At 64.6% G+C, this 25,573-nt stretch carries 19 protein-coding genes; 16 read left to right on the forward strand and 3 right to left on the reverse strand.

Translation table 11 applies throughout. The annotated features are described in order from the left end of the window. Positions 1-150 precede the first annotated feature (150 nt). Positions 151-1,236 (reverse strand): AraC family transcriptional regulator, encoded by a 1,086-nt coding sequence (locus ISS97_RS01170; protein ID WP_379987448.1) that lies wholly within the window; start codon positions 1,234-1,236, stop codon positions 151-153. 176 nt (positions 1,237-1,412) lie between these two features. Here ISS97_RS01170 and ISS97_RS01175 point away from each other — a divergent pair, with 176 nt between their 5' ends. Next, a complete protein-coding gene (locus tag ISS97_RS01175) occupies positions 1,413-2,285 on the forward strand; it encodes an acid phosphatase (protein ID WP_379987449.1) in 873 nt (290 codons plus the stop codon). 110 nt (positions 2,286-2,395) lie between these two features. On the opposite strand, the gene putA is transcribed toward ISS97_RS01175, so the two are convergent. Then, positions 2,396-5,551 (reverse strand): bifunctional proline dehydrogenase/L-glutamate gamma-semialdehyde dehydrogenase PutA, encoded by a 3,156-nt coding sequence (gene putA / locus ISS97_RS01180; protein ID WP_379987450.1) that lies wholly within the window; start codon positions 5,549-5,551, stop codon positions 2,396-2,398. Positions 5,552-5,789: 238 nt separating this feature from the next. Between putA and ISS97_RS01185 the strand changes: the two genes are divergently transcribed. The 5 genes from ISS97_RS01185 (at position 5,790) to ISS97_RS01205 (ending at position 10,003) form a co-directional block, all read left to right on the forward strand. Then, the gene (locus ISS97_RS01185; RefSeq protein ID WP_379987688.1) at positions 5,790-6,230 is read left to right on the forward strand and encodes a DUF2244 domain-containing protein; all 441 of its coding nucleotides are present in this window, start codon (positions 5,790-5,792) and stop codon (positions 6,228-6,230) included. A gap of 20 nt (positions 6,231-6,250) precedes the next feature. Then, positions 6,251-7,183 carry a cytochrome c oxidase subunit II gene (gene coxB / locus ISS97_RS01190; protein WP_379987451.1) on the forward strand — a complete coding sequence of 311 codons (933 nt, stop codon included), beginning with the start codon at positions 6,251-6,253 and terminating at the stop codon, positions 7,181-7,183. A 56-nt stretch (positions 7,184-7,239) separates the two neighbouring features. Next, positions 7,240-8,856 (forward strand): cytochrome c oxidase subunit I, encoded by a 1,617-nt coding sequence (ctaD, locus tag ISS97_RS01195; protein WP_379987452.1) that lies wholly within the window; start codon positions 7,240-7,242, stop codon positions 8,854-8,856. Between the two features lie 51 nt (positions 8,857-8,907). After that, a complete protein-coding gene (locus tag ISS97_RS01200) occupies positions 8,908-9,039 on the forward strand; it encodes a hypothetical protein (protein WP_379987453.1) in 132 nt (43 codons plus the stop codon). 76 nt (positions 9,040-9,115) lie between these two features. Next, positions 9,116-10,003, forward strand: coding sequence for a cytochrome c oxidase subunit 3 (locus ISS97_RS01205; RefSeq protein ID WP_379987454.1), 888 nt, complete (start codon positions 9,116-9,118; stop codon positions 10,001-10,003). A 257-nt stretch (positions 10,004-10,260) separates the two neighbouring features. Here the strand turns inward: ISS97_RS01205 and ISS97_RS01210 are convergent, their stop codons facing one another. After that, positions 10,261-10,476: a twin transmembrane helix small protein gene (locus tag ISS97_RS01210; RefSeq protein WP_324857678.1), complete on the reverse strand. Its 216-nt coding sequence runs from the start codon at positions 10,474-10,476 to the stop codon at positions 10,261-10,263. Positions 10,477-10,535: 59 nt separating this feature from the next. Here ISS97_RS01210 and ISS97_RS01215 point away from each other — a divergent pair, with 59 nt between their 5' ends. The 10 genes from ISS97_RS01215 to ISS97_RS01260 all read left to right on the forward strand — a co-directional run bounded on the left by ISS97_RS01215 (position 10,536) and on the right by ISS97_RS01260 (position 25,573). Continuing rightward, positions 10,536-11,276: an SURF1 family protein gene (locus tag ISS97_RS01215; protein WP_379987455.1), complete on the forward strand. Its 741-nt coding sequence runs from the start codon at positions 10,536-10,538 to the stop codon at positions 11,274-11,276. Continuing rightward, positions 11,273-11,866 (forward strand): hypothetical protein, encoded by a 594-nt coding sequence (locus tag ISS97_RS01220; protein ID WP_379987456.1) that lies wholly within the window; start codon positions 11,273-11,275, stop codon positions 11,864-11,866. Before ISS97_RS01215 ends, ISS97_RS01220 begins: the two co-directional genes overlap by 4 nt. Next, positions 11,866-13,035 carry a COX15/CtaA family protein gene (locus ISS97_RS01225; RefSeq protein ID WP_379987457.1) on the forward strand — a complete coding sequence of 390 codons (1,170 nt, stop codon included), beginning with the start codon at positions 11,866-11,868 and terminating at the stop codon, positions 13,033-13,035. Before ISS97_RS01220 ends, ISS97_RS01225 begins: the two co-directional genes overlap by 1 nt. Beyond that, positions 13,032-13,934: a heme o synthase gene (gene cyoE, locus ISS97_RS01230; RefSeq protein WP_379987458.1), complete on the forward strand. Its 903-nt coding sequence runs from the start codon at positions 13,032-13,034 to the stop codon at positions 13,932-13,934. The genes ISS97_RS01225 and cyoE overlap by 4 nt, the downstream gene beginning before the upstream one ends. A gap of 796 nt (positions 13,935-14,730) precedes the next feature. Beyond that, entirely contained in the window at positions 14,731-14,973 is a 243-nt protein-coding gene (locus ISS97_RS01235) for a hypothetical protein (RefSeq protein WP_379987459.1), read from the forward strand. Positions 14,974-15,137: 164 nt separating this feature from the next. Further along, positions 15,138-17,804, forward strand: a complete 2,667-nt coding sequence (gene mgtA, locus ISS97_RS01240; RefSeq protein WP_379987460.1) for a magnesium-translocating P-type ATPase — start codon at positions 15,138-15,140, stop codon at positions 17,802-17,804. A gap of 108 nt (positions 17,805-17,912) precedes the next feature. Beyond that, on the forward strand, positions 17,913-19,574 hold the full coding sequence (locus tag ISS97_RS01245; protein ID WP_379987461.1) for a Na/Pi cotransporter family protein: 1,662 nt from the start codon (positions 17,913-17,915) through the stop codon (positions 19,572-19,574). A gap of 266 nt (positions 19,575-19,840) precedes the next feature. Beyond that, the gene (locus ISS97_RS01250; protein WP_379987462.1) at positions 19,841-20,968 is read left to right on the forward strand and encodes an efflux RND transporter periplasmic adaptor subunit; all 1,128 of its coding nucleotides are present in this window, start codon (positions 19,841-19,843) and stop codon (positions 20,966-20,968) included. Next, positions 20,961-24,059 carry an efflux RND transporter permease subunit gene (locus tag ISS97_RS01255; protein ID WP_379987463.1) on the forward strand — a complete coding sequence of 1,033 codons (3,099 nt, stop codon included), beginning with the start codon at positions 20,961-20,963 and terminating at the stop codon, positions 24,057-24,059. Before ISS97_RS01250 ends, ISS97_RS01255 begins: the two co-directional genes overlap by 8 nt. 2 nt (positions 24,060-24,061) lie before the next feature. After that, positions 24,062-25,573, forward strand: coding sequence for an efflux transporter outer membrane subunit (locus tag ISS97_RS01260; RefSeq protein ID WP_379987464.1), 1,512 nt, complete (start codon positions 24,062-24,064; stop codon positions 25,571-25,573).

Below are 25,573 nucleotides of genomic sequence, written 5' to 3' on the forward strand. Positions count from 1 at the left end.
CGCAGCCCGGTAAGCACTGTTGCGCAATGCGGTGCCATGGGGGAGGGCAAAACGGCCAATGCCAGGGGGGCAAATCGGCCAGATTCGTCTCCCGTAGGAGCGCGCCCTGTGCGCGACCGGCGCGGCGCGGCGCCCCACAGGGGATTTCGGTCAGGCCGCGGCTCTGCGCGCGGCCTGAGGTGGCATGCCGGTCCAGCGCTTGAAGGCCCGGCGGAATTCGCGCGGGTCGCTGAAACCGAGTTCGTTGCCGATCTCGGCCACGCTCAACGCACCGGCCTGCAGCAATTCCAGGGCGCGTTCGGCGCGCACGCGGTCGTGGATCTCGCGGAAGATGCGGCCGCTCTCGGCCAGTTTGCGACGCAGCGAGCGTTCGCTGAGGTTGAGGGTGCGGGCCACGTCCTGCAGTTTCGGCTGATCCCGCAACTGGCTGCGCAGCAGGCGTTCCACCGCCGCGACGATTTCCTGATGCGGCTCGCCGCCATCCGGGGTCATTTGCTGCGCGCACAGCGCCAAGGCTTGGCGGGCAGTCAACGGGTTGTGGCCGGGTAATGGACGGGCCAGCCACTGAGTGTCGATCAGCAGGCGATTCTGCGCGGTGCCGAAGCGCACTTCGCAGTCGAACAGCTTTTCGTGTTCCTTGGCGTAGCCCGGGCGCGGGTAGCCGAACTCCACGCGTGCCGGTCGCAGTTCGGGGCCGACCAGCTCACGCGCGATCATCAAGCAGCTGGCGAACAGTTCTTCGCAGAAGAACGGCAGCAATTCGGTATCGCCAAAACGCGGCCAGGCCACAAGGGCCACTTCGCGTTCGCTGACCACTTCGAAATTCAGTTCGAGCAGGCAGCCGCAGATCTTGTGGTGCGCGACGCCGGCCATCATCGCCTCGCCCAGCGTGCGCGAGGTCATCATGGCTAGGCCGAGCAGGCCGAAGCCGCCGATGGTGCCTTCGCGGCCGATGCGCAGGCCGGCGTCCGGCACGTTCAGCGCCAGCAGCGCGCGGCGCACGAAGGTGCTGGCCTGCCGATACGACACGCGCAGCGACGGATCCGCGATCTGCGCCCGCGAAAGCGCCAGGCCGGCGAACCATGAGCGGGTATCCACGCCAAGCGCATCCGCCATCTGCGTCAGATACAGCAGTTTGTTCGGCGGGAATTCGGCGGCCGTATAGCGCGGATCGTCCGCGGCCAAGGGATGGTTCGCGGAATGGGGGAGACCGACCAGGGTGGCGGGACGAGCCATCGTGCCTGTTGCTCCAGCGCTGGCGCCGGCGGGGCGGCGCGAAAGTGCCTTCTATAGCATGTGTCCGCTGGCCGTGCTTGCGCGATGCATCATGCGTCACGCCTCGGCCGTTCGACGGGTTGAAGGTGAACATCAGCGGGTGTCAGATGGCGCCTTCTCTGGAGGGAGGCGCTGCGATGAAATCACGCATCATCCGTTGGGCTGGCGCAGGCGTGCTGTTGGCTGCGTTGGGAGGCTGCTCGTCGTCGCCACCTCAGGCGCTGTCGAAGACTCCGGCGGTCTCTGAGGCGACACCAGCGCCTGCTTCGACCGCCGGCTATCTGTCGGAGACGGAACGCAGCGCGATACAGCTCAAGGACATCCTGCCCGCGCCGCCGGCACTCAAGGTCAGTAATTCCAGCAATGCGCGCTACGAAGCCGATCGCAAGGTGTACAAGGCCACGCGCCCGAAGAGTGCGCAGGATCCCAGGTATGTCGTCGCGTTGGCCGACGATAACTGGCACACCGATGCCCAGCTCAAGGATTTCAGTTGTGCGGCAGGTGTGCCGTTGGACGCCAAGGCATCCCAGTTGAAAGCGCTGGTCAATCTGCTCGACAACGTCACCACCGACAGCGTGGCCATCGGTGAGGCCGCCAAGGCGCATTTCGAGCGGAGGCGGCCGTTCGTGATCGATCCGGATGGTGTGGGCCATCCGATCCGCTGTGGCAATCCGAGCTCGTACGACTACCCTTCCGGGCACTCCACCGGTGGCTGGATCATCGGTCTCATCCTGGCGGAAATGCTGCCTGAGCGTGCCACGCCGATTTTCATGCGCGCACGTGCGTACGCGGACAGTCGCGTGGTGTGCGGGGTGCACAACCTCAGTGCCACGACCGCTGGCCAGATGAGCGCATCGGTGTTGGTGGCCCGCCTGCATGCCAATGAGGGCTTTCGGAGCGCATTGCAGAAGGCGGAGACCGACCTGCATACCTATATGCAGAGCGCACCACGCACGGATGAAGCGCAGTGCCGGGCCGAGTACGAGCTGCTGGTCAAGACACCGTATTGATGGCGATATCCAGCACGATGGGTTCTTCGACTGCCATGCGTTCGCCATAAAGCACGAAGCCCTGGGCGGTACCGCCCAGGGCTTCGTTCGATCGTGCAGGTGAAGCGTGCTTACTCGCCGATCGTCAACAGCGATGCATTGCCGCCTGCCGCCGTGGTGTTGATGGTGAGCGTGCGCTCGCCAGCGAAGCGGAACAGGTAGTGCGGGCCGCCGGCCTTGGGGCCGGTACCGGAAAGGCCTTCGCCGCCGAACGGCTGCACGCCGACCACCGCACCGATCTGGTTGCGATTGACGTAGCAGTTGCCGACACGGGCGCGGCTCTGGATGAATTCCACGGTGTCGTCGATGCGGCTGTGGATGCCCAGGGTCAGGCCGTAGCCGGTGGCGTTGATTTCGTCGACCACCTTGCCCAGCTCGTCGCCCTTCCAGCGGATCACGTGCAGCACCGGACCGAACACTTCGCGGGTGAGCGTGGACAGCGACGGAATTTCATAGGCGCGCGGCGCGAAGAAGGTGCCGTTGCCGGTGACGGCCGCGTCGAGCGCGACTTCGCCGATCTTCTTCGCTTCCTTGTCCATGCGGGCGGCGTGATCGACCAGGATTTTCTTCGCGTCCTCGTCGATTACCGGACCCACGTCGGTGGAAAGCTGGGACGGATCACCCACCTTCAGCTCAGCCATGGCGCCAGCCAGCATCGCGCAGACCTTATCGGCGATGTCTTCCTGCACAAACAGCACGCGCGCGGCGGAGCAACGTTGGCCAGCGGACTGGAAGGCGGAGGAGATCACGTCCTTCACGATCTGCTCGGGCAGAGCGGAGGAGTCGGCGATCATCGCGTTCTGGCCGCCGGTTTCGGCGATCAGGGCGGCAATTGGCGCGTTGCGTGCGGCGAGCGCGCGATTGATCGCCCAGGCGGTTTCGGTGGAGCCAGTGAAGGCCACGCCAGCCACGCGCGGGTCGCGGGTGAGTGCGGCGCCGACCGTAGCGCCGTCGCCCGGCAAGTACTGCAGCACGTCGGCGGGCACGCCAGCGTCGTGCAGCAGCTTCACGGCGGCATGACCGATCAGGCTGGTCTGCTCGGCGGGCTTCGCGATGACGGCGTTGCCGGCGGCAAGTGCGGCGCTGACCTGGCCGAGGAAGATCGCCAGCGGGAAGTTCCACGGGCTGATGCACACGAACACGCCTCGGCCATTCAAGAACAACTGGTTGCTCTCGCCGGTCGGGCCGGGCAACTGTTCCGGCTGGCCGAAATAGCGGCGCGCCATGGTGGCGTAGTAACGCAGGAAGTCGGCGGCCTCGCGGATTTCAGCGATGGCATCGGGCAGGCTCTTGCCGGCTTCGCGCACGCACAGGGCGATGAACTCGCCGCGGCGCGCTTCGAGTTGCTCGGCAGCGTGTTCGAGGATGGCTGCGCGGCTGGCCGCTGGCAGGCGATCCCAGCTGTGCTGCGCGGCGACGGCGTTGCTCAGTGCCTTCTCGACGGTGGCGCTGTCGGCCGTGACGTAGCTGCCCACCACCTGGCGGCGATCAGCCGGATTGGTGACCTGCACGGAAGCACCGGTGCTGTTGGCACCCGGCACCAGCGGCGCGGCCGTCCACGGGCCGGACTTCGCGTTGACCGCCTCGGCGAGGGCCTTCAGTTCGTTGTCGTTGGAGAAGTTGACGCCCATGGAATTCTTCCGAAGTTCACCGTAGAGATTCACCGGCAGCGGAATGCGCGGGTGGGGGATGGAGGCGAAGGAACGCACCGTTTCGCAGGGATCGGCGACCAGCTCGCGCACCGGCAGTGTTTCGTCCACCACGCGGTTGACGAAGCTGGTGTTGGCGCCGTTCTCGAGCAGGCGGCGCACCAGGTACGGCAGCAGATCCTCGTGCGTGCCGACCGGCGCGTACACGCGGCAGGGCACATCGAGATTTTGTTTGCCGATCACCTCGGCATAGAGATCCGTGCCCATGCCATGCAGGCGCTGGTACTCGTAGGGGCGGCCCTTGGCGAGGTGATGCACGGCGGCGATGGTGTGCGCGTTGTGGGTGGCGAACTGCGGGTAGATCAGTTCGATGCCCGCGTCGAACAGCTTGCGTGCGCAGGCGAGATACGACACGTCGGTATTCGGCTTGCGCGTATACACCGGATAACCCGGCAGGCCGTTCTCCTGCGCACGCTTCACCTCGGCGTCCCAGTACGCGCCCTTCACCAGGCGCACGTACCAGCGGCGGTTGGCGGCGCGCGCGGTTTCGATCAGCCAGTCGATCACGAACGGGGTGCGCTTGGAGTACGCCTGCACCACGATGCCCAGGCCGTTCCAGCCTTGCAGCGAGGGATGCGCGAACACGTCGCCGAGGATGTCGAGCGACAGCTCCAGGCGATCGGCCTCCTCCGCATCCACCGACAGCGCGATGCCGTACTTCATCGCCAGCTGCGAGAGTTCCAGCAGCTTGGCGGTGAGGTCGCGGCGGGCGATCTCGCGCTTGGCCACTTCATAGCGCGGATGCAGCGCGGAGAGCTTCACCGAGATCGACGGTGCATCCGTGTGGTTGGCGAACGGGCCGCGTGCACCGATGGCGGCGATGGCGTTGCGGTAATCCTGCTGGTAGCGCTCGGCCGTCTCGCTGGTCAGCGCGGACTCGCCGAGCATGTCGTAGGAGTAGCGATAGACCGCGTATTCCTTCTGCGCGCAGCGGTCCAGCGCTTCGCCGATGGTGCGGCCCATCACGAACTGGTGGCCCATGATGCGCATGGCCTGGCGCACGGCCAGGCGAATGGCGGGCTCGCCCGCGCGGCCGACCAGGCGGCGCAGTGCGCCGGTGAAGTCGTGGCGGGTTTCTTCGGACAGCGTGACCAGCTTGCCGGTCAGCATCAGGCCCCAGGTCGACACGTTGACGAACAACGACTCGCTCTGGCCCAGATGCTTCTTCCAGTTGGCGTCGCCCAGCTTGTCGCGGATCAGCTTGTCGGCCGTGATCTTGTCGGGAATGCGCAGCAACGCTTCAGCCACGCACATAAGCAGCACGCCTTCCTCGCTGGAAAGGTCGTACTGGCGCATGAAGGATTCGACCGCGCTTTGATCCTTGGCGCGGGCGCGCACACGGGTCACCAGGTCGGCGGCAAGGTCGATCACCTTTTCGCGTTCGACCGGCGGAAGGGTGGCCTGGGTGAGCAGGTCGTTGACCGCTTCGGTCTCGTCGCGCAGCCAGGCGGCAGTAATGCGCGCGCGGGCCGGCTCGGCGCCGGTAGGGAGTTCGGGGCTGAGAATAGGCTGGGTCACAGGGGCGTCAACAGGGTGGGGAAGCGCGGAAATTTCCGGATTGTACGCGCTCGCCAAGAACGGACGCATCCGTACGCGGGGATGTGCGCGGGTTGATGGCGGCTTGTCGGTCGATGTCAAGCGCCTGCGTCATTCTTGCCCGTTCGGACGCTGCGGCCTATCATTCGCGGGTTCCAGGCACGCCGGTATTCCCATGATCGTGCTTCGACCAGCTGCGGCCGGCCTGCCGTGCGCGACGATGTGGCTCAAGCCCAATCGCGCTCTGAGCCGGCGTGATCTGCGTCGACTGATCGGGGTACTGGCGGCTTTGGCGCTGACGACGGCCGGGTTGGGTGCGTGGCAGGGGAATGTATTCGCCCCGTTGTTCGCCCTGGTCGAGTCCTCCGCGGTGGCTTTCGCCCTGGGCGTGGCCTGGCGGGCCGGCGATCGCAGCGAGCGCATCACCCTCGACGCTTCGTCGCTGGAGGTGCAATCCCTGCCAGGCCGGCGCTGCACACGCTTCCAGCCGTATTGGGTGCGGGTGCAGCTGAAGGACGGGACGGATCGCCGTCGTCTGCTGCTGACGTCGCATGGGCGCGAGCTGGAGATCGGGGCCTTTCTCGCCGATGAGGAGCGCGCCGAGCTGTCGAAGAAACTCATGGTGCTGCTGGCCGCTCTCAACCGCCAGCCGCGCAGGTAGGTTCAACAAAGGTGCAAGACATGACATCTGGCGGCATCAGGATCAAGGCATGGGTGGCGATGGCCTGCGCGCTGTTCGGCAGCGCGGCGTGGGCCAATCCCGAACCGGGACAGCTGAACATGACGCGCGGCGTGACCGAATGGTCGCCGGTGCCGTACTTCCTCAATAACGTCGCCCTGGGTGTCTGTGTCGTCATCGGCATCCTGGTGTTCGGCGCGATGTTCATCGCCATGTTCCGCTTCCGCAAATCGCGCGGCGCCGTGGCGGAGAAGTGGTCGCACAACACCACGCTCGAGATCGTGTGGACCACCATTCCGGTGATCATCCTGATCGTGCTGGCCTACCTGGCCACCGGCGGCCTCAAGAGCTTCGCCGACACCACCGGTTCGCAGATGACCGTCAAGGTCACCGGCTACCAGTGGAAGTGGCGCTACGACTACGTGGACTACCAGGGCAAGGCGATCGACAAGGTCGGCTTCATGTCCAAGCTGGACCGCGAGAGCGACGAGACCCGCCAGCTGAAGTCGGGCCTGGACCCGAACGCGGTCAAGGTCGACGGCTACAACACCTACCTTATTAATGTGGACGAGCCGCTGGTCGTGCCCGTCAACACCAAGATCCGCTTCGTGATCACTGCTGGCGACGTCATCCACTCCTGGTGGGTGCCCGCGCTGGGCTGGAAGATGGATGCCATCCCGGGCATCGTCAATGCGGCCTGGACCAACATCAAGGAACCGGGTGTGTACCGCGGCCAGTGCGCCGAGCTGTGCGGCCAGGATCATGGCTTCATGCCGATCGTGGTGAAGGCCGTGCCGAAGGCGGAGTTCGAGCAGTGGCTGGCTTCGAAGCAGCAGTCGGCGTCGCCGGCTCCGGCCGCCGCGCCTGCGCCTGCCTCCACCGCCGCCGCGCCTGCCACGGCTCAAGTTGCTCCCGCCCCGGCCCCTCGGGGTTGATCCGGCTGTTCAAGCCCAATCTCCACGTTATTCGCATTAGGTAGAGGTGCAAGGCCATGGCCCACGCAGCCACCCACGATCACCACGACGACCATCACGGCGCGCCGAAGAACTTCTTCGTGCGTTGGTGCATGTCCACCAACCACAAGGACATCGGCACGCTGTACCTGGTCTTCTCGCTGCTGATGTTCTTCATCGGCGGCAGTTTCGCCATGGTGATCCGCGCCGAGCTGTTCAAGCCCGGCCTGCAGCTGGTGCAGCCGTACTTCTTCAACGAAATGACCACGATGCATGCGCTGGTCATGATCTTCGGCGCGGTGATGCCGGCCTTCGTGGGCCTGGGCAACTGGATGATCCCGCTGATGATCGGTGCGCCGGACATGGCGTTGCCGCGCATGAACAACCTGTCGTTCTGGATCCTGCCGTTCGCCTTCGCGCTGCTGCTGTCCACCCTGTTCCTGCCAGGCGGCGGCCCGGCCGGTGGCTGGACCATGTACCCGCCGCTGTCGCTGCAGGGCGATTCGGTGGCCTACGTGGTGTTCGCGGTGCACTTGATGGGTATCAGCTCGATCATGGGCGCGATCAACATCATCGCGACCATCCTCAACATGCGCGCGCCCGGCATGGATCTGCTGAAGATGCCGGTGTTCGTGTGGAGCTGGCTGATCACGGCGTTCCTGCTGATCGCGGTGATGCCGGTGCTGGCCGGTGCGGTGACCATGCTGCTCACCGACACCTACTTCGGCACCAGCTTCTTCAATGCCGCCGGTGGCGGTGACCCGGTCCTGTTCCAGCACATCTTCTGGTTCTTCGGGCACCCCGAGGTCTACATCATGATCCTGCCGGCCTTCGGCCTGGTCTCGGAGATCATCCCGGCGTTCGCCCGCAAGCCGATCTTCGGCTACAAGGCGATGGTGTTCGCGATTGCCTCGATCGCCTTCCTGTCGTTCATCGTGTGGGCGCACCACATGTTCGCGGTGGGCCTGCCGCTGGGCGGCGAAATCTTCTTCATGTACGCCACCATGCTGATCGCGGTGCCGACCGGCGTGAAGGTGTTCAACTGGGTCAGCACCATGTGGGGCGGCTCGATGACCTTCGAGACCCCGATGCTGTTCGCGGTGGCCTTCGTCATCCTGTTCACCATCGGTGGCTTCTCCGGCCTGATGCTGGCGCTGGCTCCGGCCGACTTCCAGTATCACGACTCGTATTTCGTAGTGGCGCATTTCCACTACGTGCTGGTGACCGGTGCGATCTTCGCCATCATCGCCGGCACCTACTACTGGCTGCCCAAGTGGACCGGCCATATGTACAGCGAGTTCTGGGGCAAGATGCATTTCTGGAACAGCGTGATCTGGGTGAACGTGCTGTTCTTCCCGCAGCACTTCCTGGGTCTGGCCGGCATGCCGCGCCGTATCCCGGACTACAACGTCGCGTTCGCCAACTTCAACATGATCAGCTCGATCGGCGGTTTCCTGTTCGGCGCCTCGCAGCTGATCTTCCTCGGCGTGATCATCCACGCGGTGTGGTTCTCCAAGAAGAAGGCCGCCGACCGCGTGTGGGAAGGTGCCAAGGGTCTGGAGTGGACTGTGCCGTCGCCGGCGCCGTACCACACCTTCGAGCTGCCGCCGGTGATTCACGACGACGAGCTGGCTCACGGCCACGTTGAAGACTGATAGAAGATCACCCCGGCCGCTCGCGACCGGGGCGATTGGAAACCGCGTTCGATGACTCAGCAGAATCTGGATTCGATCAAGGAAGCACGCCGAAAGGGCGTGAAGCGCACCGCCCTGGTGGTGGGTGCCATCGCTTTGGCGATCTTCCTGCTGTCGATCTTTCAGGCGCTGCGAGTCAAGTAAGCCAGTCTGGTTTTGCATTTCCCCGCGCGGTGCGGCGGGGTGGAAGTAACAAGAGAAAATCCACGGGGATTTCACCATGGGTCATCAGCAAGGCGCTTATTTCGTTCCGTCCAAGAGCTATTGGCCGATCGTGGCCGCGGTCGTCATGTTCGTCACCGTGTTCGGTGCCGCGCATTGGCTGAACGCGCAGCCCGGTGAGGCCGGCTTCGGCAAGACCGCGCTGACGATCGGTTTCGTCGGCATCCTGCTGATGTTCTTCGGCTGGTTCCGCTCGGTGATCCGCGAATCGCTCGCCGGCAGCTACAACAGCCAGGTGGACACCTCGTTCCGCATGGGCATGATGTGGTTCATCTTCTCCGAGGTGATGTTCTTCGCCGCGTTCTTCGGCGCGCTGTTCTACGCCCGCATGTTCTCGGTGCCGTGGCTGGGCGGCGACGGCCATGGCGTGCTGACGCACCAGTTCCTGTGGAGCGAGTACGCCGCGGCGTGGGGTGCGAACGGCGGTGGTGGCCCGGCCAGGATCGGCGGCGACTTCCAGACCGTGGCGCCGTGGGGCCTGCCGCTGCTGAACACGCTGATCCTGCTCAGCTCCAGCGTCACCATCACCATCGCGCACCATGCACTGAAGGCTGGCCATCGCGGCAAGATCCTGGTGTTCCTGGGCCTGACTGTGCTGCTGGGCGCCACCTTCCTGTACTTCCAGGCCCACGAGTACATCGAGGCCTACAAGGAGCTCAACCTGACCCTGCAGAGCGGCGTCTACGGTTCGACCTTCTTCATGCTCACCGGCTTCCACGGCATGCACGTGACCCTGGGTACGATCATGCTGGCGATCATCTGGCTGCGCTGCGCCAAGGGCCATTTCAGCAAGGAGCACCACTTCGGCTTTGAAGCGGTGGCCTGGTACTGGCACTTCGTGGATGTGGTGTGGCTGGGCCTGTTCATGTTCGTCTACATCCTCTGAGTTGCTTCGGCAGCCCAGCAAAAAGCCCGCCGGAAGGCGGGCTTTTTTGTTCCCGTAGGAGCACACCCTGTGCGCGACAAACCGGCAGGACTGCCGGTTTGCACGGCGAAGCCGCCCGAAGGGCGAGGGCCATGGATGGCCTGAGTGAAAACCTACGGAGCGATTACCTGGAATCGCGCACAGGGTGCGCTCCTACCAAGACGCCTCTGCGGCCGCGACATCGCGTGCGAGGCGCCGGCCGCGGCGGCCGGCTACAATCACTGACCCACGCCGTGCGGGTGCAGCCAGCCCATCCAGATGCCGAGCACGACCATCAGGATGAGCAGGATCGAAAGCCCGATACGGCGGGTCAACGCCCACACCGTGCGCTTGCTGCCGTCCTTGTCGGTCATCATGAAATACAGCGCTTGACCGAGATTGAACAGCACCACCAGCAGCAGGATCACCAGCGCATATTTGTAGATGGTTTCCACGTGATTGGTCCAAGCGACGACGATATCCGCAGTATAGCGTTCGCCTGTGGTGGCTCTGTATGAGCCTGCTGCGGCGTCCTGCCTGGTGGGCCGTGCTGCTGACGCTGGCTGGAGCCTTGCTGTTCCTGCGTTTGGGCGTGTGGCAGCTCCATCGCGCGGATGAGAAAGAGCAGCTTCTGCGTCGCTATGCCACGTCGGCAACCGCCCCTGTGCGCGAATTTGCCGCAGCGGCCGATACGTCGACAGCAGACGCGTATCCACATGTGCAAGCGCGTGGCGAATACCTCGCCGATCGCGTCTACCTGCTCGACAACCCCAAGCACGACCAGCGCGGTGGGGTAGAGGTCTACGTGCCGTTCCGGATGTCCGGACAAAGTCGCCTGCTGCTGGTCGATCTGGGTTTCCTGCCGGGCAACGGTACCGATCAGGCGCCGCAGCTGCCGCCGCTCCCCACCGGTGAGCGCGAATTGCAGGGACTCTATCAGCCGCCGCCGGGTGTAGGCTTCGAGATGGGTGGCGATGCGCTCGCGCGCCAGTCGGGCTGGCCCAAGACCACGATCTATCTGGACATGCCGCAACTGTCCAAGGATCTCGGCGCGCCGCTCTATCCGCACGTGCTGTCGCTCGACGCCGATCCTGCCGCGATCTATGTGCGTGAGCACACGCCCGATTTTAGCTCGATGCCGCCAGCGCGGCACCGGGCCTATGCCTTCCAGTGGTTCACCTTCGCCGTGGTGGCGGTGGTGATGTTTTTCATCCTGCATCGCAGGCGCAAACCGAAAGCCTCGGACTTGCCATGACCCAGCCATCCAAAGCGGCACAACGCAGCAGCCGCATGAAACTTCTCTTGATCATGGCGGTGTTCGCCGCGCCGATCATCGCCGCCGGCCTGCTGACTTTCAGCGGCTGGCAGCCATCCGGCAAAGGCAACGGTCAACCGATCACCCCACAGCGCAATTTCGCGCAGGAAAAACTGCGCGTGCAGTTGCCTGATGGCAAGGATTGGGTCTGGCGCGACGACGAACCGAAGCTCACCTTGGTGGCCCTGCCCAGTGCGGACTGCGCCGCGCTCTGTGTCGAGACGCTCAACAAGATGGCGGCGGCGCGCGTGACGCTCAACCGCAACGCGCCACGCTTGCGTTTACTGCTGCTAGGGAATGCACCGCACGAAGGCAAGGCTGAGCAGGGCATCTGGCAGCCGGACGTCAATGTCGATTTCCAGTGGCGCCTGGGTACGGATGTCGATGGCAAGCTGACGCCATGGCGCGCCACATCACCGGACAGCGTGAGTGCGCTGCTGGTCGAATCCAATGGCACCGCGCTGGCCCTGTATCCTGCCGGCTTCGATCCGACCGGCTTGCGCAAGGACCTGCAGAAGGTGATCCGCTGATGTCCTCCCGCTCCTTGAAAATCCTGCGCGGCCTGGCCTTGCTCGCCGCAGTGTTCGCGTTCGGCGTGGTGATGTTTGGCGCCTTCGTGCGCCTGTCCAACGCTGGGCTGTCATGCCCGGATTGGCCAACCTGCTACGGCAAGGTGAGCTGGCCGGAGCATCAGCATGAAATCGCCCAGGCCAACGAGGCCTTCCCGGATCGCCCGTTCGAAACGCACAAAGCCTGGCGCGAGCAGGTGCACCGCTTCCTGGCCGGCACGCTGGGTGTGCTGGTGCTGGCTTTGGCGCTGATCGCAAGCTGGCGGCGTCCGTGGGCGCGCTATGCGGTGATCCTCGGCGCGATCTTCGCGGCGGGCGGCATCAGCTTCTATATGCATGGCGAGCACCTGTGGTCGTCAGTGCTGTCGGCTTTTGCGATTGGCTTGCCATTGCTCGCCGCCATCGGGCTGGATCGCCCCGGCGCCTGGCGCATCAGCGTGCTGGCGCTGGCGGTGATCATCTTCCAGGCCATGCTCGGCATGTGGACGGTAACCCTGCTGTTGAAACCCATCGTGGTGATGGGGCATCTGCTGGGCGGCATCACCACATTTGCATTGCTCGCCTACGCGGCACTGCGGTTTGCTGGCGTCGGTGCGCACAGTGATAACTACGCCGCGCTGCGCCACCTGGTGGCAATCGGCATTGTGCTGTTGATCGCGCAGATCGCCTTGGGTGGATGGACGTCCGCGAACTACGCCGCGCTGGCCTGCGGTACGGATTTCCCCAAGTGCCTGGGCCAATGGATGCCGCCGACTGACTTCAAGGAAGGCTTCGTGCTGTGGCGTGGCATCGGCGTGAATTACGAAGGCGGTGTACTCGATATGGCCGCGCGCAGCGCGATCCAGATCGCGCATCGTATCGGTGCGTTGGTGGTGTTCTGCTATCTCGCCTGGCTGGCGCACAGAGCGTCGCGTCGTGGGCTACGCGGTTTCGGGCTCGCCATCGCGGTGATGCTGGTGTGTCAGGTACTGCTTGGCGTCAGCAACGTGCATTTCGGCCTGCCGCTGCCGGTGGCGACGTTGCACAATGGCGTAGCGGCACTGCTGCTATTCGTATTGCTGGCCACCCTGGCACGCACGCAGCGCAAGCCGGGCGATGCCATGTTCCAGAACCTGGGACGACACGTATGAGCCGCTTCAACGAATATCTGGAATTGACCAAGCCGCGCGTCGTCGCGCTGCTGGTGTTCTGCGCTGTGATCGGCATGTTCCTCGCGGTGCCGGGCATTCCGCCGTGGCGCGCGCTGGTGTTCGGCACGCTGGGCATCTGGCTGGCATCGGCTTCGGCGGCGGCGTTCAATCACCTGATCGATCAGCGCATCGACAAGCTGATGGCGCGCACGGCGCACCGGCCGCTGGCTACCGGTCATCTCACGCCGAATCAGGTGATGACATTTGCGCTGGTGCTGGGTGTCGTTTCCATGCTGGTGCTGGTGTTCCTGGTGAACCCGCTGACGGCGCTGCTCACCTTCGGCGGCCTGATCGGCTATGCGGTGATCTATACCGCCTATCTCAAGCGCGCCACGCCGCAGAACATCGTGATCGGTGGCCTCGCCGGCGCGATTCCACCGGTGCTTGGCTGGACTGCGGTGACTGGGGAAATGCACGCGTTCGCGCTGCAGTTGTGCCTGATCATCTTCGTGTGGACGCCGCCGCATTTCTGGGCGCTGGCGATCTTCCGCCGTGACGATTACTCGCGTGCGCAGGTGCCGATGCTGCCGGTGACGCACGGCGTGGTGTACACGCGCTGGCATGTGTTGTTCTACACGATCCTGCTGGTGTTGGTGACTTTGTTGCCGGCGCTCACGGGGTACAGCGGCATGGTGTATCTCGGTGGGGCGGCGGTGTTGGGCGCGGGCTTTCTCTACTACGCCATCCGTCTGCTCAATCCGCCGGATGAGTTTTTTGCGATGAAGGTGTTCAACTATTCCATCGTGTATTTGATGGCGTTGTTTGCGTTTTTGCTGGCGGATCATTGGATGGTGGAGCCGTTGGTGCAGCAGGGGTTGGCGTTTCAGCGCGCGCTCTGAGGGTGGCTTGCTGCCGTCTGTTCGAGACTCTTTGGCTCGTCATTCCGGCGTAGGCCGGAATCCAGTGGCGTTATCGCCCGGTTTTAGCGTCTGCGTGTTCTGGTCCGCCTGCGGCGGGGTTTCGTCTCGCTGCCGCGAGCCGAGTTACTTTTCTCTGCTTGCCCAGAGAAAAGTAACCAAAAGAGAGGGCACCCCTCTTACGCGCCCTCCGGCTACGCCTGCGGGTCCGTGAGGGTTGGCCGGGCTTTTCGACACGACATCCATGTCGTGTCGAAAAGGCGCAGGCGTCCTGCCTGCGCCCCCTTCGGGGCCTGATCGTCCAACCCTCACCGCTCCACAGGGGACCCGTTACGGGCTCGCTTCGCATCGCCTAGCGAAGAAGAGAAAGAGCAGCTCCCTCTCCCCTTGGGGAGAGGGTTGGGGTGAGGGGTGGGTGCTCGGGACGAAGTTGCTTCGTGATGCTCTTTAGAGCTGGATACCATCCAAGGCATCGCTCCCCGCAAAAACTTTCGTCACCCAATTCAGCCACTTTGGGTTGACACTCCCGCAATGCAGCAAGACAATGCGCGCGCCACTCGGCGCGCTGCGTCCCGTGGCATCCCTGTCCGACCAAACCAAGGCATATGGACGTTTACCCTAGTCGCAACGTCGACATCCGCGAGCATCGGGTGCCGGCATTGCATAACAAGCTGATTGTCTGCGGCGACCGCCTGCGGTCGGCTGGCGCTTTCCTCGACTAGGGAAGACCGGCCCACTCCTGACGGCTGCCAAAGGCGCCGTTACGAGGAGATGGGCCATGAAGCTCCTTCGCGAATTTTTCCGTCTGCGCACCGCGGGCCGTTCCCTGTTGGGCCGCCGTGATGCTTCCCGTCGTTCCTGGACCATCACCGTGCCCGAGCCGCTGGTGAAGCCGGTGCAGAGCAACGTGATCGACATGCACTGGAACGCCGACCCGGCCCGTGGCCGCCCGGTCGCGCATTGGCATGACCATGCCGCGTCGCAAGCACGCGGTCATCTACAGCTGGTATCTAGTCACTGATGTCGACATCAGTGACCGGCAACGCTGTGCCCCGCAAGGGATGGCCTCCGCCAGTGCCCTGGCGCGGGCCGCGTGTGCGGTCGTAGCAAGGCGTCAGTGCTCGCGGGCGAAGCCCGCCGACTCGCTGATCCGCCCCGGTACCACGAAATCCACGGAAGCGAGTCATGATCAAGCATTCCACCCAGACCGTCGCCAGCAAGACGGCCGGCAAAGGCGCATCCGCACCGGTTCGCGTCGCCGTTGCCATGGAAGCGTTCCGCCATAACGAGGCCTTGTTCGCCGCGCTGGACACGAGCGCCGCCGGCCTTAATGAAGAGCAGATCGCCGAGCGGCTGGACCGCGACGGCCTCAACGAGGTATCGCACGAGAAGGCGCCGCACTGGTCACGCCAGTTGCTTCGCGCGTTCAAGAATCCCTTCATCATCGTGCTGCTGGTGCTGGCTGCGGTGCAGTTGTTCACCGACGGCGAAGACCTGACCGGGCCGATCATCATCGCGGTGATGGTGAGCATCAGTGTGTTGCTGAGCTTTACCCAGGAATACCGTTCGTCGAAAGCCGCCGAGAAGCTCAAGGCGATGGTGCGCAATACGGCCACCGTGACGCGCCGCGCCTCGGATGGCCATAGCGAGCGCATCGAAGTGCCGGTGGGCGAGCTGGTCGCGGGCGATATCGTGCATCTCGCCGCGGGCGACATGGTGCCTGCCGACCTGCGCCTGTTCAGCGCGAAGGACCTGTTCATCAGCCAGGCCATCCTCACCGGCGAATCGCTGCCGGTGGAGAAGTCCGCACCCACACCGGCGCAGACCAGCGACGAGAGCGTTCACAGCGCGCTCGACAATCCGCTCGACCTGCCGACGGTCTGCTACATGGGCACCAACGTGGTCAGCGGCACCGCCAGCGCGGTGGTGGTGGCGACCGGTTCGCGCAGCTACCTCGGTTCGCTCGCGCGCACCATCGTCGGCCAGCGCGTGCAGACCAGCTTCGATCGGGGCGTAAACAGCGTCAGCTGGCTGCTGATCCGCTTCATGGCGGTGATGGTGCCGATCGTTTTCCTGATCAACGGTCTGGACAAGCACGACTGGCTGCAGGCGTTTCTGTTCGCTCTCTCCGTGGCGGTGGGCCTTACGCCGGAGATGCTGCCGTTGATCGTCACCGCCAACCTGGGCAAAGGCGCCATCGCCATGTCCAAGCGCAAGGTAGTGGTGAAGCGCCTCAACGCGATCCAGAACTTCGGCGCGATGGACGTGCTGTGCACTGACAAGACCGGCACACTCACGCTGGACAAGATCGTGCTGGAGCGCCACCTCGACCTGTACGGCGAGGAGTCCGACGAAGCGCTGGAGTACGGCTACCTCAACAGCCGCTTCCAGACCGGCCTGAAGAACCTGATGGACAAGGCGGTGCTGGAGCATCGCGACCTGGAGCAGGCAGCAGCGCACTACCGCATCGTCGACGAGATTCCGTTCGACTTCCAGCGCCGCCGTATGTCGGTGGTGCTGGGCAACGGCGACGGCAACGAGCTGCTGGTGTGCAAGGGCGCGGTCGAGGAAATGCTGTCGATCTGCGACTACGCCAAGGCCGGCGACGAAATCCTGCCGATGACCGACGCGCAGCGCGCCGACATCAAGGCGATGACACGTGGCCTCAACGAAGACGGCCTGCGTGTGCTGGTGGTGGCGATCAAGTATCAGCCGCCGGCTGGCCGCGCCTATGGCGTGGCTGACGAAAGCGGCCTCACCGCGATTGGCTGCCTGGCCTTCCTCGATCCGCCGAAAGACTCGGCCGCCACGGCCATTGCCGCGCTCCACCATCACGGTGTGGAAGTGAAGGTGATCACCGGTGACAACGAAGCGGTGACGCGCAAGATCTGCCGCGAAGTGGGCCTGGACGTGGAGCACTCCGCGCAGGGTAAGCACATCGAGCCGTTGACCGACGACGAGCTGGATGTACTGGTCAAGCGCACTACCGTCTTCGCCAAGATGTCGCCGCTGCAGAAAGCGCGCGTGGTGAAGTCGCTGCAGCGCCAGGGCCACACCGTGGGCTTCCTCGGCGACGGCATCAATGATGCGCCGGCGTTGCGCGAAGCGGACGTGGGTATCTCGGTGGATACCGCCACCGATATCGCGAAAGAGTCCGCCGACATCATCCTGCTCGAAAAGAACCTGATGGTGCTGGAAGAGGGTGTGATCGAAGGTCGTATCACCTTCGGCAACATCATCAAGTACATCAAGATGACCGCCAGCTCCAACTTCGGCAACATGTTCTCGGTGTTGGTGGCGAGCGCGTTCCTGCCGTTCCTGCCGATGTTGCCGCTGCAGATCCTGGTACTGAACCTGCTGTACGACATCTCGCAGCTGTCGATTCCGTTCGATCGCATGGACGACGATTACCTGCGCAAGCCGCGCAAATGGGACGCCAGCGACATTGGTCGTTTCATGGTGTGGATCGGCCCGGTCAGCTCGATTTTCGACATCACCACTTTCCTGCTGTTGTGGTACGTGTTCGGTGCTAACAGCACCGATCACCAGTCGTTCTTCCAGTCCGGCTGGTTCGTGGAAAGCCTGCTCACGCAGACGCTGATCGTGCACATGATCCGCACCAAGCGCATTCCGTTCCTGCAGAGCGTGGCCGCGGCGCCGGTGCTGGCGCTGACCACCGCCATCATCATCCTCGGCATGCTGGTGCCTTACAGCGGGCTTGGCGCGAAGATCGGCATGGAGCCGCTGCCCGGCGTGTACTACGTATGGCTGGCCGCCACGGTGCTGACGTACTGCGTGCTGACGCAGCTGGTGAAGCTGATCTACATCCGCCGCTACGGGCGCTGGCTCTAAAAGAAGGGGAACGGGAAACGGGGATCAGGGAACGGGGAAGGCCGTTCCCCGGCTCTTCCTGTTCCCTGATCCCCGTTCCCTGTTCCCCCGACGAAGGAGGAGTCAGCCATGAAAGGCACCTTCGCTCTACTCGACATTGCCGGCTATGTCGCCCTGCTGCTGTGGGGCACGCACATGGTCACCAGCGGTGTGCTGCGTGGTTATGGCAGTGCGCTGCGCCGCTGGCTGGGGCGCTATCTCGGGCATCGCCCGGCGGCATTCGCTTTCGGTATCTGCATCACCGCGCTGCTGCAGAGCAGTACCGCCGCCGGTCTCATGGCGACCTCGTTCGCGGCCAGCGGTTTCCTCGGCCTGGCGCCGGGATTGGCGGTGATGCTCGGCGCTAACGTCGGCACCACGCTGATCGTGCAGGTGATGTCGTTCGACATCTCGGTGGTGGCGCCGATGCTGGTCCTGCTCGGCTTCGTCATTCATCGCCGCAGCGACGATGCGCGATACGAGAACCTGGGCCGTGTCGCGATCGGACTGGGCCTGATGCTGCTGTCGCTGCATCTGCTGGTGACCGCGCTGGCTCCGGTAGAAAACGTGCAGGCCCTGCGTGCCGTGCTGCAAAGCCTGGCGAGCGAACCCGTACTGGCGGTGCTGGTGGCGGCGCTGCTGACCTGGCTGTTCCACTCCAGCGTCGCCATGGTGTTGTTGATCGCCTCGCTGGCTAGCGCCGGTGTGGTGGATGCGGCGGGTGCGCTGGCGCTGGTGCTTGGCGCGAATCTCGGCGGCACGCTTCCGGCGTTGCTGGAAGCCCACACGCCGATGGCGCGCCGACTGCCGCTGGGCAACCTGCTGGTGCGCGCCTTCGGCTGCGTCGTCTGTCTGCCGATGTTGCATCCATTGGCGCAGTGGCTGGCGCCGCTGGGCGCGTCGCCGGCGCGCATCGCGGTGAACTTCCACACCGTGTTCAATCTTGCGCTGGCCGTGTTGTTCATCCTGCCGGTCGAGCGCATGGCACAGCTGCTGGTGCGTCTGCTCCCCGATCCGCCGCGTCCGGATGATCCGGGCGTGCCGCAGTATCTCGACGAGGGCGCGCTGGACTCCGCCAATGTGGCGCTGGCCAATGCCGCGCGCGAATCGATGCGCATGGCCGATATGGTCGAGGGCATGCTGAAGGGCCTGGTGGAAGTCTTCGGCAAGGACGACCGCTCACGCGCCGCAGCAATCAGCCGCATGGACCCGTGGCTCGACCGCCTCGGCATGGCCATCCGTGAATACCTGGCCGAACTCGGTGGCGAAGCCTTGAACGAGGAAGACGGCGAGCGCAGCCAGGAAATCCTCGCCTTCGTGATCAACATCGAACACATCGGCGATATCACCGCCAACAACCTGATGGAGTTCGCCGCCAAGAAGGCAGAGCGCGGGCAGGACTTCTCGGCCGACGACATCCAGGATCTGGCCGCCATGCATAACCTGGTCATGGAAAGCCTGCGGCTGGGCTTCACCGTCTTCATGCGTGGTGACCTTCGCGCCGCGCAGCAGCTGGTGGCACGCAAGGAGGCGCTATGGCGCCTCGAGAACGAAGCATCCGAGCGGCACATCCGCGCGTTGCGCGAGCGTCGGGATGGTGGAGGCGGTGGCGACGTCTATCTGCGCATCCTGCGTGACCTCAAACGCATTCACTCGCATCTTGCGGCGCTGGCTTATCTCCCGCTGGAACGTGCTGGCCTGCTGCAAGACCGGCTCGTACGCGAATCCGTCACACCACGCGCCGCCGTCTGAGCGGCTCGACAAACAAGGAGAGATCCGACCTTGGACCCAGACTCTACAAGTAGCCATCTAAACCCGAATCACCGATCGCATTGAACGTCGTCTCCGCGCAGCTCCCCTGAGCCTAGCCCGGACGCGGCGGCCGATGACGGTCCGACCGCGGACGGGTAGCGCCCGCAGCCTCAGCCAGGCTGCCTGCTTCCCCCGCTACATGCATGCCTCGTGGCCGCATGGCCACGGCAGGCTTGTGCGTGCCTTATGCCAACAGGGGAAACCCCATGCTGTTCCGCTCAAAGAAAATCGTCTCTCACCTGATCTTCGCCGCTGTGCTGCCTGTGTTGCTGAGTGCATGCGCACATGGCGACGGCCGGCAGGAAGCCGCCACCGCCGTGGTGGACGATCACGGTGTGTTGCGCGTGCCGGAGAAATCGCCGCTGCGTGCGCGTCTGAAAGTACAGCCAGTAGCACAGCGTGACCTCGCGCATCCGCTGTCGGCGCCGGCGATGGTCGAGGCCGATCCGGCCCACACCATAAACATCCTGCCGCCGGTGACCGGGCGCGTCGCGGAACTGAACGTGGGGCTGGGTGATCGCGTCACCCGAGGCCAGGCGCTCGCAGTGATCGCGTCGGGCGATTACGCGCAAGCGATGTCCGACCGGCAGAAGGCGAGCGATGCACTCGCGCTCGCGAAGAAAACCCTAGATCGCGCGCAGGGCGTGCAACAGGTGGGCGGCGCCGCACAGAAGGATCTGGAAGCCGCACACAGCGCCTTCGTACAGGCGCAGGCCGAGTACGACCGTGCCGACACACGCCTGACCTCGCTGGGTGCGCTTGCTCCGGGCAAGGGCGGTGCGCATCGCATGGCCGTGGTCGCGCCCACCGATGGCAGCATCACTGCGCTGTCCGCGGCGGTCGGCGCGTTCGCCAATGACCCGAACGCGCCGCTGATGACCATCACCAACCTGGACCACATCTGGGTCACCGCCAATGTTGCCGAGAACGAAGCTCGGCAGATCGCAGCGGGACAGCAGGCCGACGTGGTGCTGCCGGCCTGGCCGGGCCGCAGCTTCCACGGCACGGTGCAGTCGGTCAGCGATGTGCTCGATGCCGATTCGCGCCGCGTCAAGGCACGCATCGTCGTGCCAAATGCCGACAGCGCGCTCAAGACCAACATGTTCGCCACAGCCACCTTCCAGGTGCCACAACCGAAAGCGCTGCTGGTGCCGCAATCCGCGCTGCTGATGAACAACGACAGCGTCACCGTCTTCGTTGAAGTGTCGCCGTGGGCGTTCCAGCGCCGCACCGTCGAGCTGGGCCAGGACGAGGGTGGCGAGACACGCATCACCAAAGGCCTGCAGCCAGGCGATCGCGTGGTGGTGGCAGGCGGAGTGCTGATCAATGATTGATAAGCTCATCGCATGGTGCCTGCACAAGCGCACGCTGGTATTCGGCGTGGCGATCCTGGTGATGATCTACGGTCATTACGCGTGGACGCAGCTGGCGGTGGAGGCTTATCCGGAACTCAGCGACGTCACCGCCCAGGTCACCACCCAGGTGCCTGGCCTTGCCGCGGAAGAGATCGAACAGCAGATCACCATTCCGCTCGAGCGCGCGCTGGCCGGCACGCCCGGCGTGGTCTCGACGCGTTCGAGCAGCACCTTCGGCCTGTCGCTGATCACCCTGGTGTTCCGCGACGGTGCGGAGGACTACTGGTCGCGCCAGCGTGTGATGGAACTCATCGCCGGTGTCACCCTGCCGGCCGGCGTGACGCCGGCGCTCGATCCTGTCTCTGGCCCGGCCGGCGAAATCTATCGTTACACGCTGGAGTCCGACACCAGGAACCTGATGGAGCTGTCAGAGATCCAGCGCTGGAAAGTGATCCCCGCGCTGCAGCAGGTATCCGGCGTAGCGAATGTCGACAACTTCGGCGGCTTCACTAAAGAGTTCCAGCTTGAAGTGGAACCGCAGAAGTTGTTGCAGTTCGGCGTCGGCATGAACGACGTGATCACCGCAATCAGCGCCAACAACACCAATGCCGGTGGCGGCCGTGTGACGCGCGGCGAGCAGTCGTATGTGATCCGCGGTGAGGGCTTGATGCGCACGCTCAAGGATATGGGCGACATCGTGGTGACCCAACACAACGGCAACCCGATCCGTGTGCGCGATCTCGGCAAGCTGCAGTATGGCCACCAGATTCGCGAAGGCATCCTGGGCAAGGACAACAACCCGGACACCGTCGAAGGCATTGTCAACCTGCTCAAGTACGAGAACCCCTCGCTGGTCCTCAAAGGCATCCACGCCAAGGTGGATGAGTTGAACAAGCTGCTGGCGCCGATGGACGTGCGCATCGCGCCTTTCATCGATCGCGACGATCTGGTGCAGGCCACCGTCAGCAAGGTCTCGCATACGGTGATCGAAGGCGTCGGCCTGGTCTGTATCGTGCTGATTCTGTTCCTGGGCAGCCCGCGCAGCGCGCTGGTGGCGGCGGTGACCATTCCGTTCGCGCTGGTGACGGTGTTCATCGTCATGCACTTCTTCAAAATGCCTGCCAACCTGTTCTCGCTCGGCGCGATCGATTTCGGTGTGATCGTGGATGGCGCGATCGTGGTCACCGAGGCCATCCTGCGCAAACGCGAGGCGCGGCCAGATGCCTATCTGCACGAGGCCGATGTACTCAGTGCGACCAAGCAGGTGGCGCGCCCGATCTTCTTCGCCACGCTGATCATCGTTACGGCTTATGCGCCGCTGCTTGCCTTCGAGCATGCCGAAGGCAAGTTGTTCTCGCCGATGGCGCATACCGTGGGCTACGCCTTGCTCGGCGCGCTGCTGTGCGCGATCACGCTGGTGCCGGCGCTGGCGTGGCTGGCGTTGCGCAAGCCGCGAAAGATGTTCCACAACAAGCCGCTGGAGCGCCTGCAGGCCGGTTATCGGCGCCTGCTGGAGCGCCTGCTCGGACGTCCGCGCGTGACGTATGGGATTGCCGGCATCGCGCTGGTCGCCGTGATCGCGCTGGGCATGAGTATCGGGCGCGAGTTCCTGCCCGAGCTCGACGAAGGTTCGCTGTGGGTGCAGGTACAGCTACCCAGCGGTCTGTCGCTGGAGAAAGCGAGCGAGATGGCCAGTGAGTACCGCCGCGTCGTGGGCGAGTTTCCCGAGGTGAGTTATGTCGTCACCCAGCTTGGCCGCAACGACACCGGCAGCGATCCGTGGACGCCATCGCATATCGAATCCGGTGTGGGCCTCAAGCCGTACGACGCATGGCCGTCAGGCGAGAGCAAGGCCGATTTCGTGCGTCGCCTCAACGCGCGTCTGCAACAGATCCCCGGCATCAGCGTCGGCATCAGCCAGCCGATCATCGACGGCGAGAACGATATGGTGGGTGGCGCGCACAGCCCGCTGGTGCTGCGCATCTACGGTGACGACTTCAAGGAGCTGCGCCGCATCGGTGGCGAGATCGTCGACGTGTTGAAGGGCGTGCGCGGTACCGCCGACGCCTCGATCTTCCAGGAACCGCCGATTCCGCAGTTGACGGTGAAGGTGGATCGCGACGCCGCGGCGCGCTACGGCATCAACGTGGCTGACATCAACACGCTGATCCAGACCGGCGTGGGTGGTTCGCCCATCACCCAGGCCTACGTGGAAGACCGCGTATACAACGTTACCGCGCGGGTGCCCCATCAGGTCGCCGCCAATCCCGAAGCGCTGGGGAAGCTGGTGCTCACCGCACCGTCTGGCGCGCGCGTGCCGCTGGCCATGGTGACCCGGATTACCTTGCAGACTGGCGAAAGCACCATCGCGCACGAAGGCGGGCATCGCCAGATCACCGTGCGCATCGACAACCGCGATCGCGCGCTTTCCGAGTATCTGGCCGAGGCGCAAGACAAGATCGCCAGCACGGTGCATTTCGATGCGCAGCAATATCGCCTGGAATGGGCCGGTCAGTTCGAGAACCAGCAGCGCGCACAGTCGCGCCTGGTGCTGGTGCTGGGCCTGGTGCTGGCGGTGATGGCCGTGCTGCTGTTCGCCGAATTCGGCAACCTGCGCCAGGCCCTGCTGGTGCTGGCGGTGGTGCCGCTGGCGACCTTGGGCGGCCTGATCTCGCTGCATGTGAAGGGCGAGACCTTGAACATCGCCACAGCGGTGGGCTTTATCGCGCTGTTCGGTGTGGCGGTGCAGAACGGCATCATCATGGTGGCCAACTTCAACCGCATGCGACGCGAAGGTCACGGCGTGCGCGATGCGGTGCTGCTTGGCGCCACCGAGCGTTTCCGCCCGGTGCTGATGACCGCCACTGTGGCCAGCGTCGGCATGCTGCCCGCCGCACTCGCCACCGGCATCGGTACCGACGTGCAGCGTGGGCTTGCCACCGTGGTGGTTGGCGGTCTGGTGATCGCCACCTTGCTCACGCTTTTCATTCTTCCCGCGTTCTATGACGTGCTGGAGCGTTTCGTCGAGCGCCGTTTGCGCCGCCATTCGCATCCAGCCAAGGAGATCTGACCATGCGCATCGCATCCATGAAGTGGAACGGATGGCTGGGCAGTCGCGTGTTGCTGGTGCTGTGCATCGGCACGGCGCTTACCGGTTGCGCCGTTGGCCCCGATTACCGCAGGCCGGAGGCGCCCAAGGCGCAGGCTTACGCGCCCATACCGTCATCGGAAACCACGTCGGCCGCGTCCGGACCGGGCGGTGAAGCGCAGCGACTGGTCACGTCAATGGATATCCCTGGCCAGTGGTGGACGCTGTTTCATTCCGAACCGCTCAATGCGCTGATCGACGACGCCCTCAAGCACAACGCCGACGTGGAGGCCGCGCATGCCGCCCTGCAAGTGGCATGGGAGAACGTGTACGCACAGCGAGGCGCTTATTTCCCTTCGGTCAGCGCGGGCCTCAACCCGACACGGCAGGATGTCGCTAAAGACCTCGCCAGTCCGGCCTCGTCCGGCGCGAGCCTGTACAGCCTGACCACGGCGCAGGTGAGCGTGTCGTACGCACCCGATCTGTGGGGCGGTACGCGGCGCCAGGTGGAGTCGGCAGTGGCCCAGGCGAATGCGCAGCGCTTCCAGCTCGAAGCGACCTATCTCACCCTGACCAGCAACCTGGTCAATGCGGCGATCCAGGAAGCCTCGCTGCGCGAGCAGATCAAAGCGACGCAGGAGATCGTCAGCGCGCAGACGCAGATCCTCGACACGTTGCGCCGCCAGCAGGCGCTTGGCGATGTGGCCGAGTCTGCCGTGGCGACGCAGGTCGCCGCACTCGAGCAGAGCCGCGCCACGCTGCCGCCGCTGGAAAAGCAGCTGGCCCAGCAGCGCGATCTGCTGGCGGCCCTGAGCGGGCGCACGCCGGATGCATCGATCGACGCGACGTTCGAACTGGCCGCGCTGCAACTACCGACCGAATTGCCACTGAGCTTGCCAGCGCAACTGGTCGAACAGCGCCCGGATGTGCGTGAGGCCGACGAGCAGTTGCACGCCGCCAGTGCCGGCATCGGTGTGGCTGTCGCCAACCGGCTGCCCAATGTGCAGATCAACGCCACGCTCGGCAGTGCCGCGGAAAAGACCAGCTCGCTGTTCACCGCAGGCACCGGCTTCTGGAGCCTGGGCGGCAACATCACGCAACCACTGTTCGACGGCGGCTCGCTCAAGCACAAGCAGCGCGCGGCGGAGGCTGGCTATCGACAGGCGGCCGCGCAGTACCGCAGCACGGTGCTGGGTGCGGTACAGAACGTGGCCGACGTGCTGCATGCGATTCGTTCGGATGCGGACACGCTCGTCGCGGCGGAGCGTGCGGAACGCGCGGCGTCGCGCAGCCTGGAGATCGCCAGACATCAGCTGTCCCTCGGCGACATCAGCCAGAGCGTCATGCTGGCTGCCGAGCTGGCCTGGCAGCAATCCATCATCGCGCTGGCCCAGGCCAGGGCAGCGCGCTTCGCCGATACGGTAGCGCTGTTCCAGGCGGTGGGTGGCGGCTGGTGGCATCGCGATGATACGGCGGAGGTGTCGAAAGCCGAGTAA

The organism is Dyella koreensis (assembly GCF_044904565.1).
In the GTDB taxonomy this organism is placed as follows: Bacteria; Pseudomonadota; Gammaproteobacteria; order Xanthomonadales; family Rhodanobacteraceae; genus Dyella_D; species Dyella_D koreensis.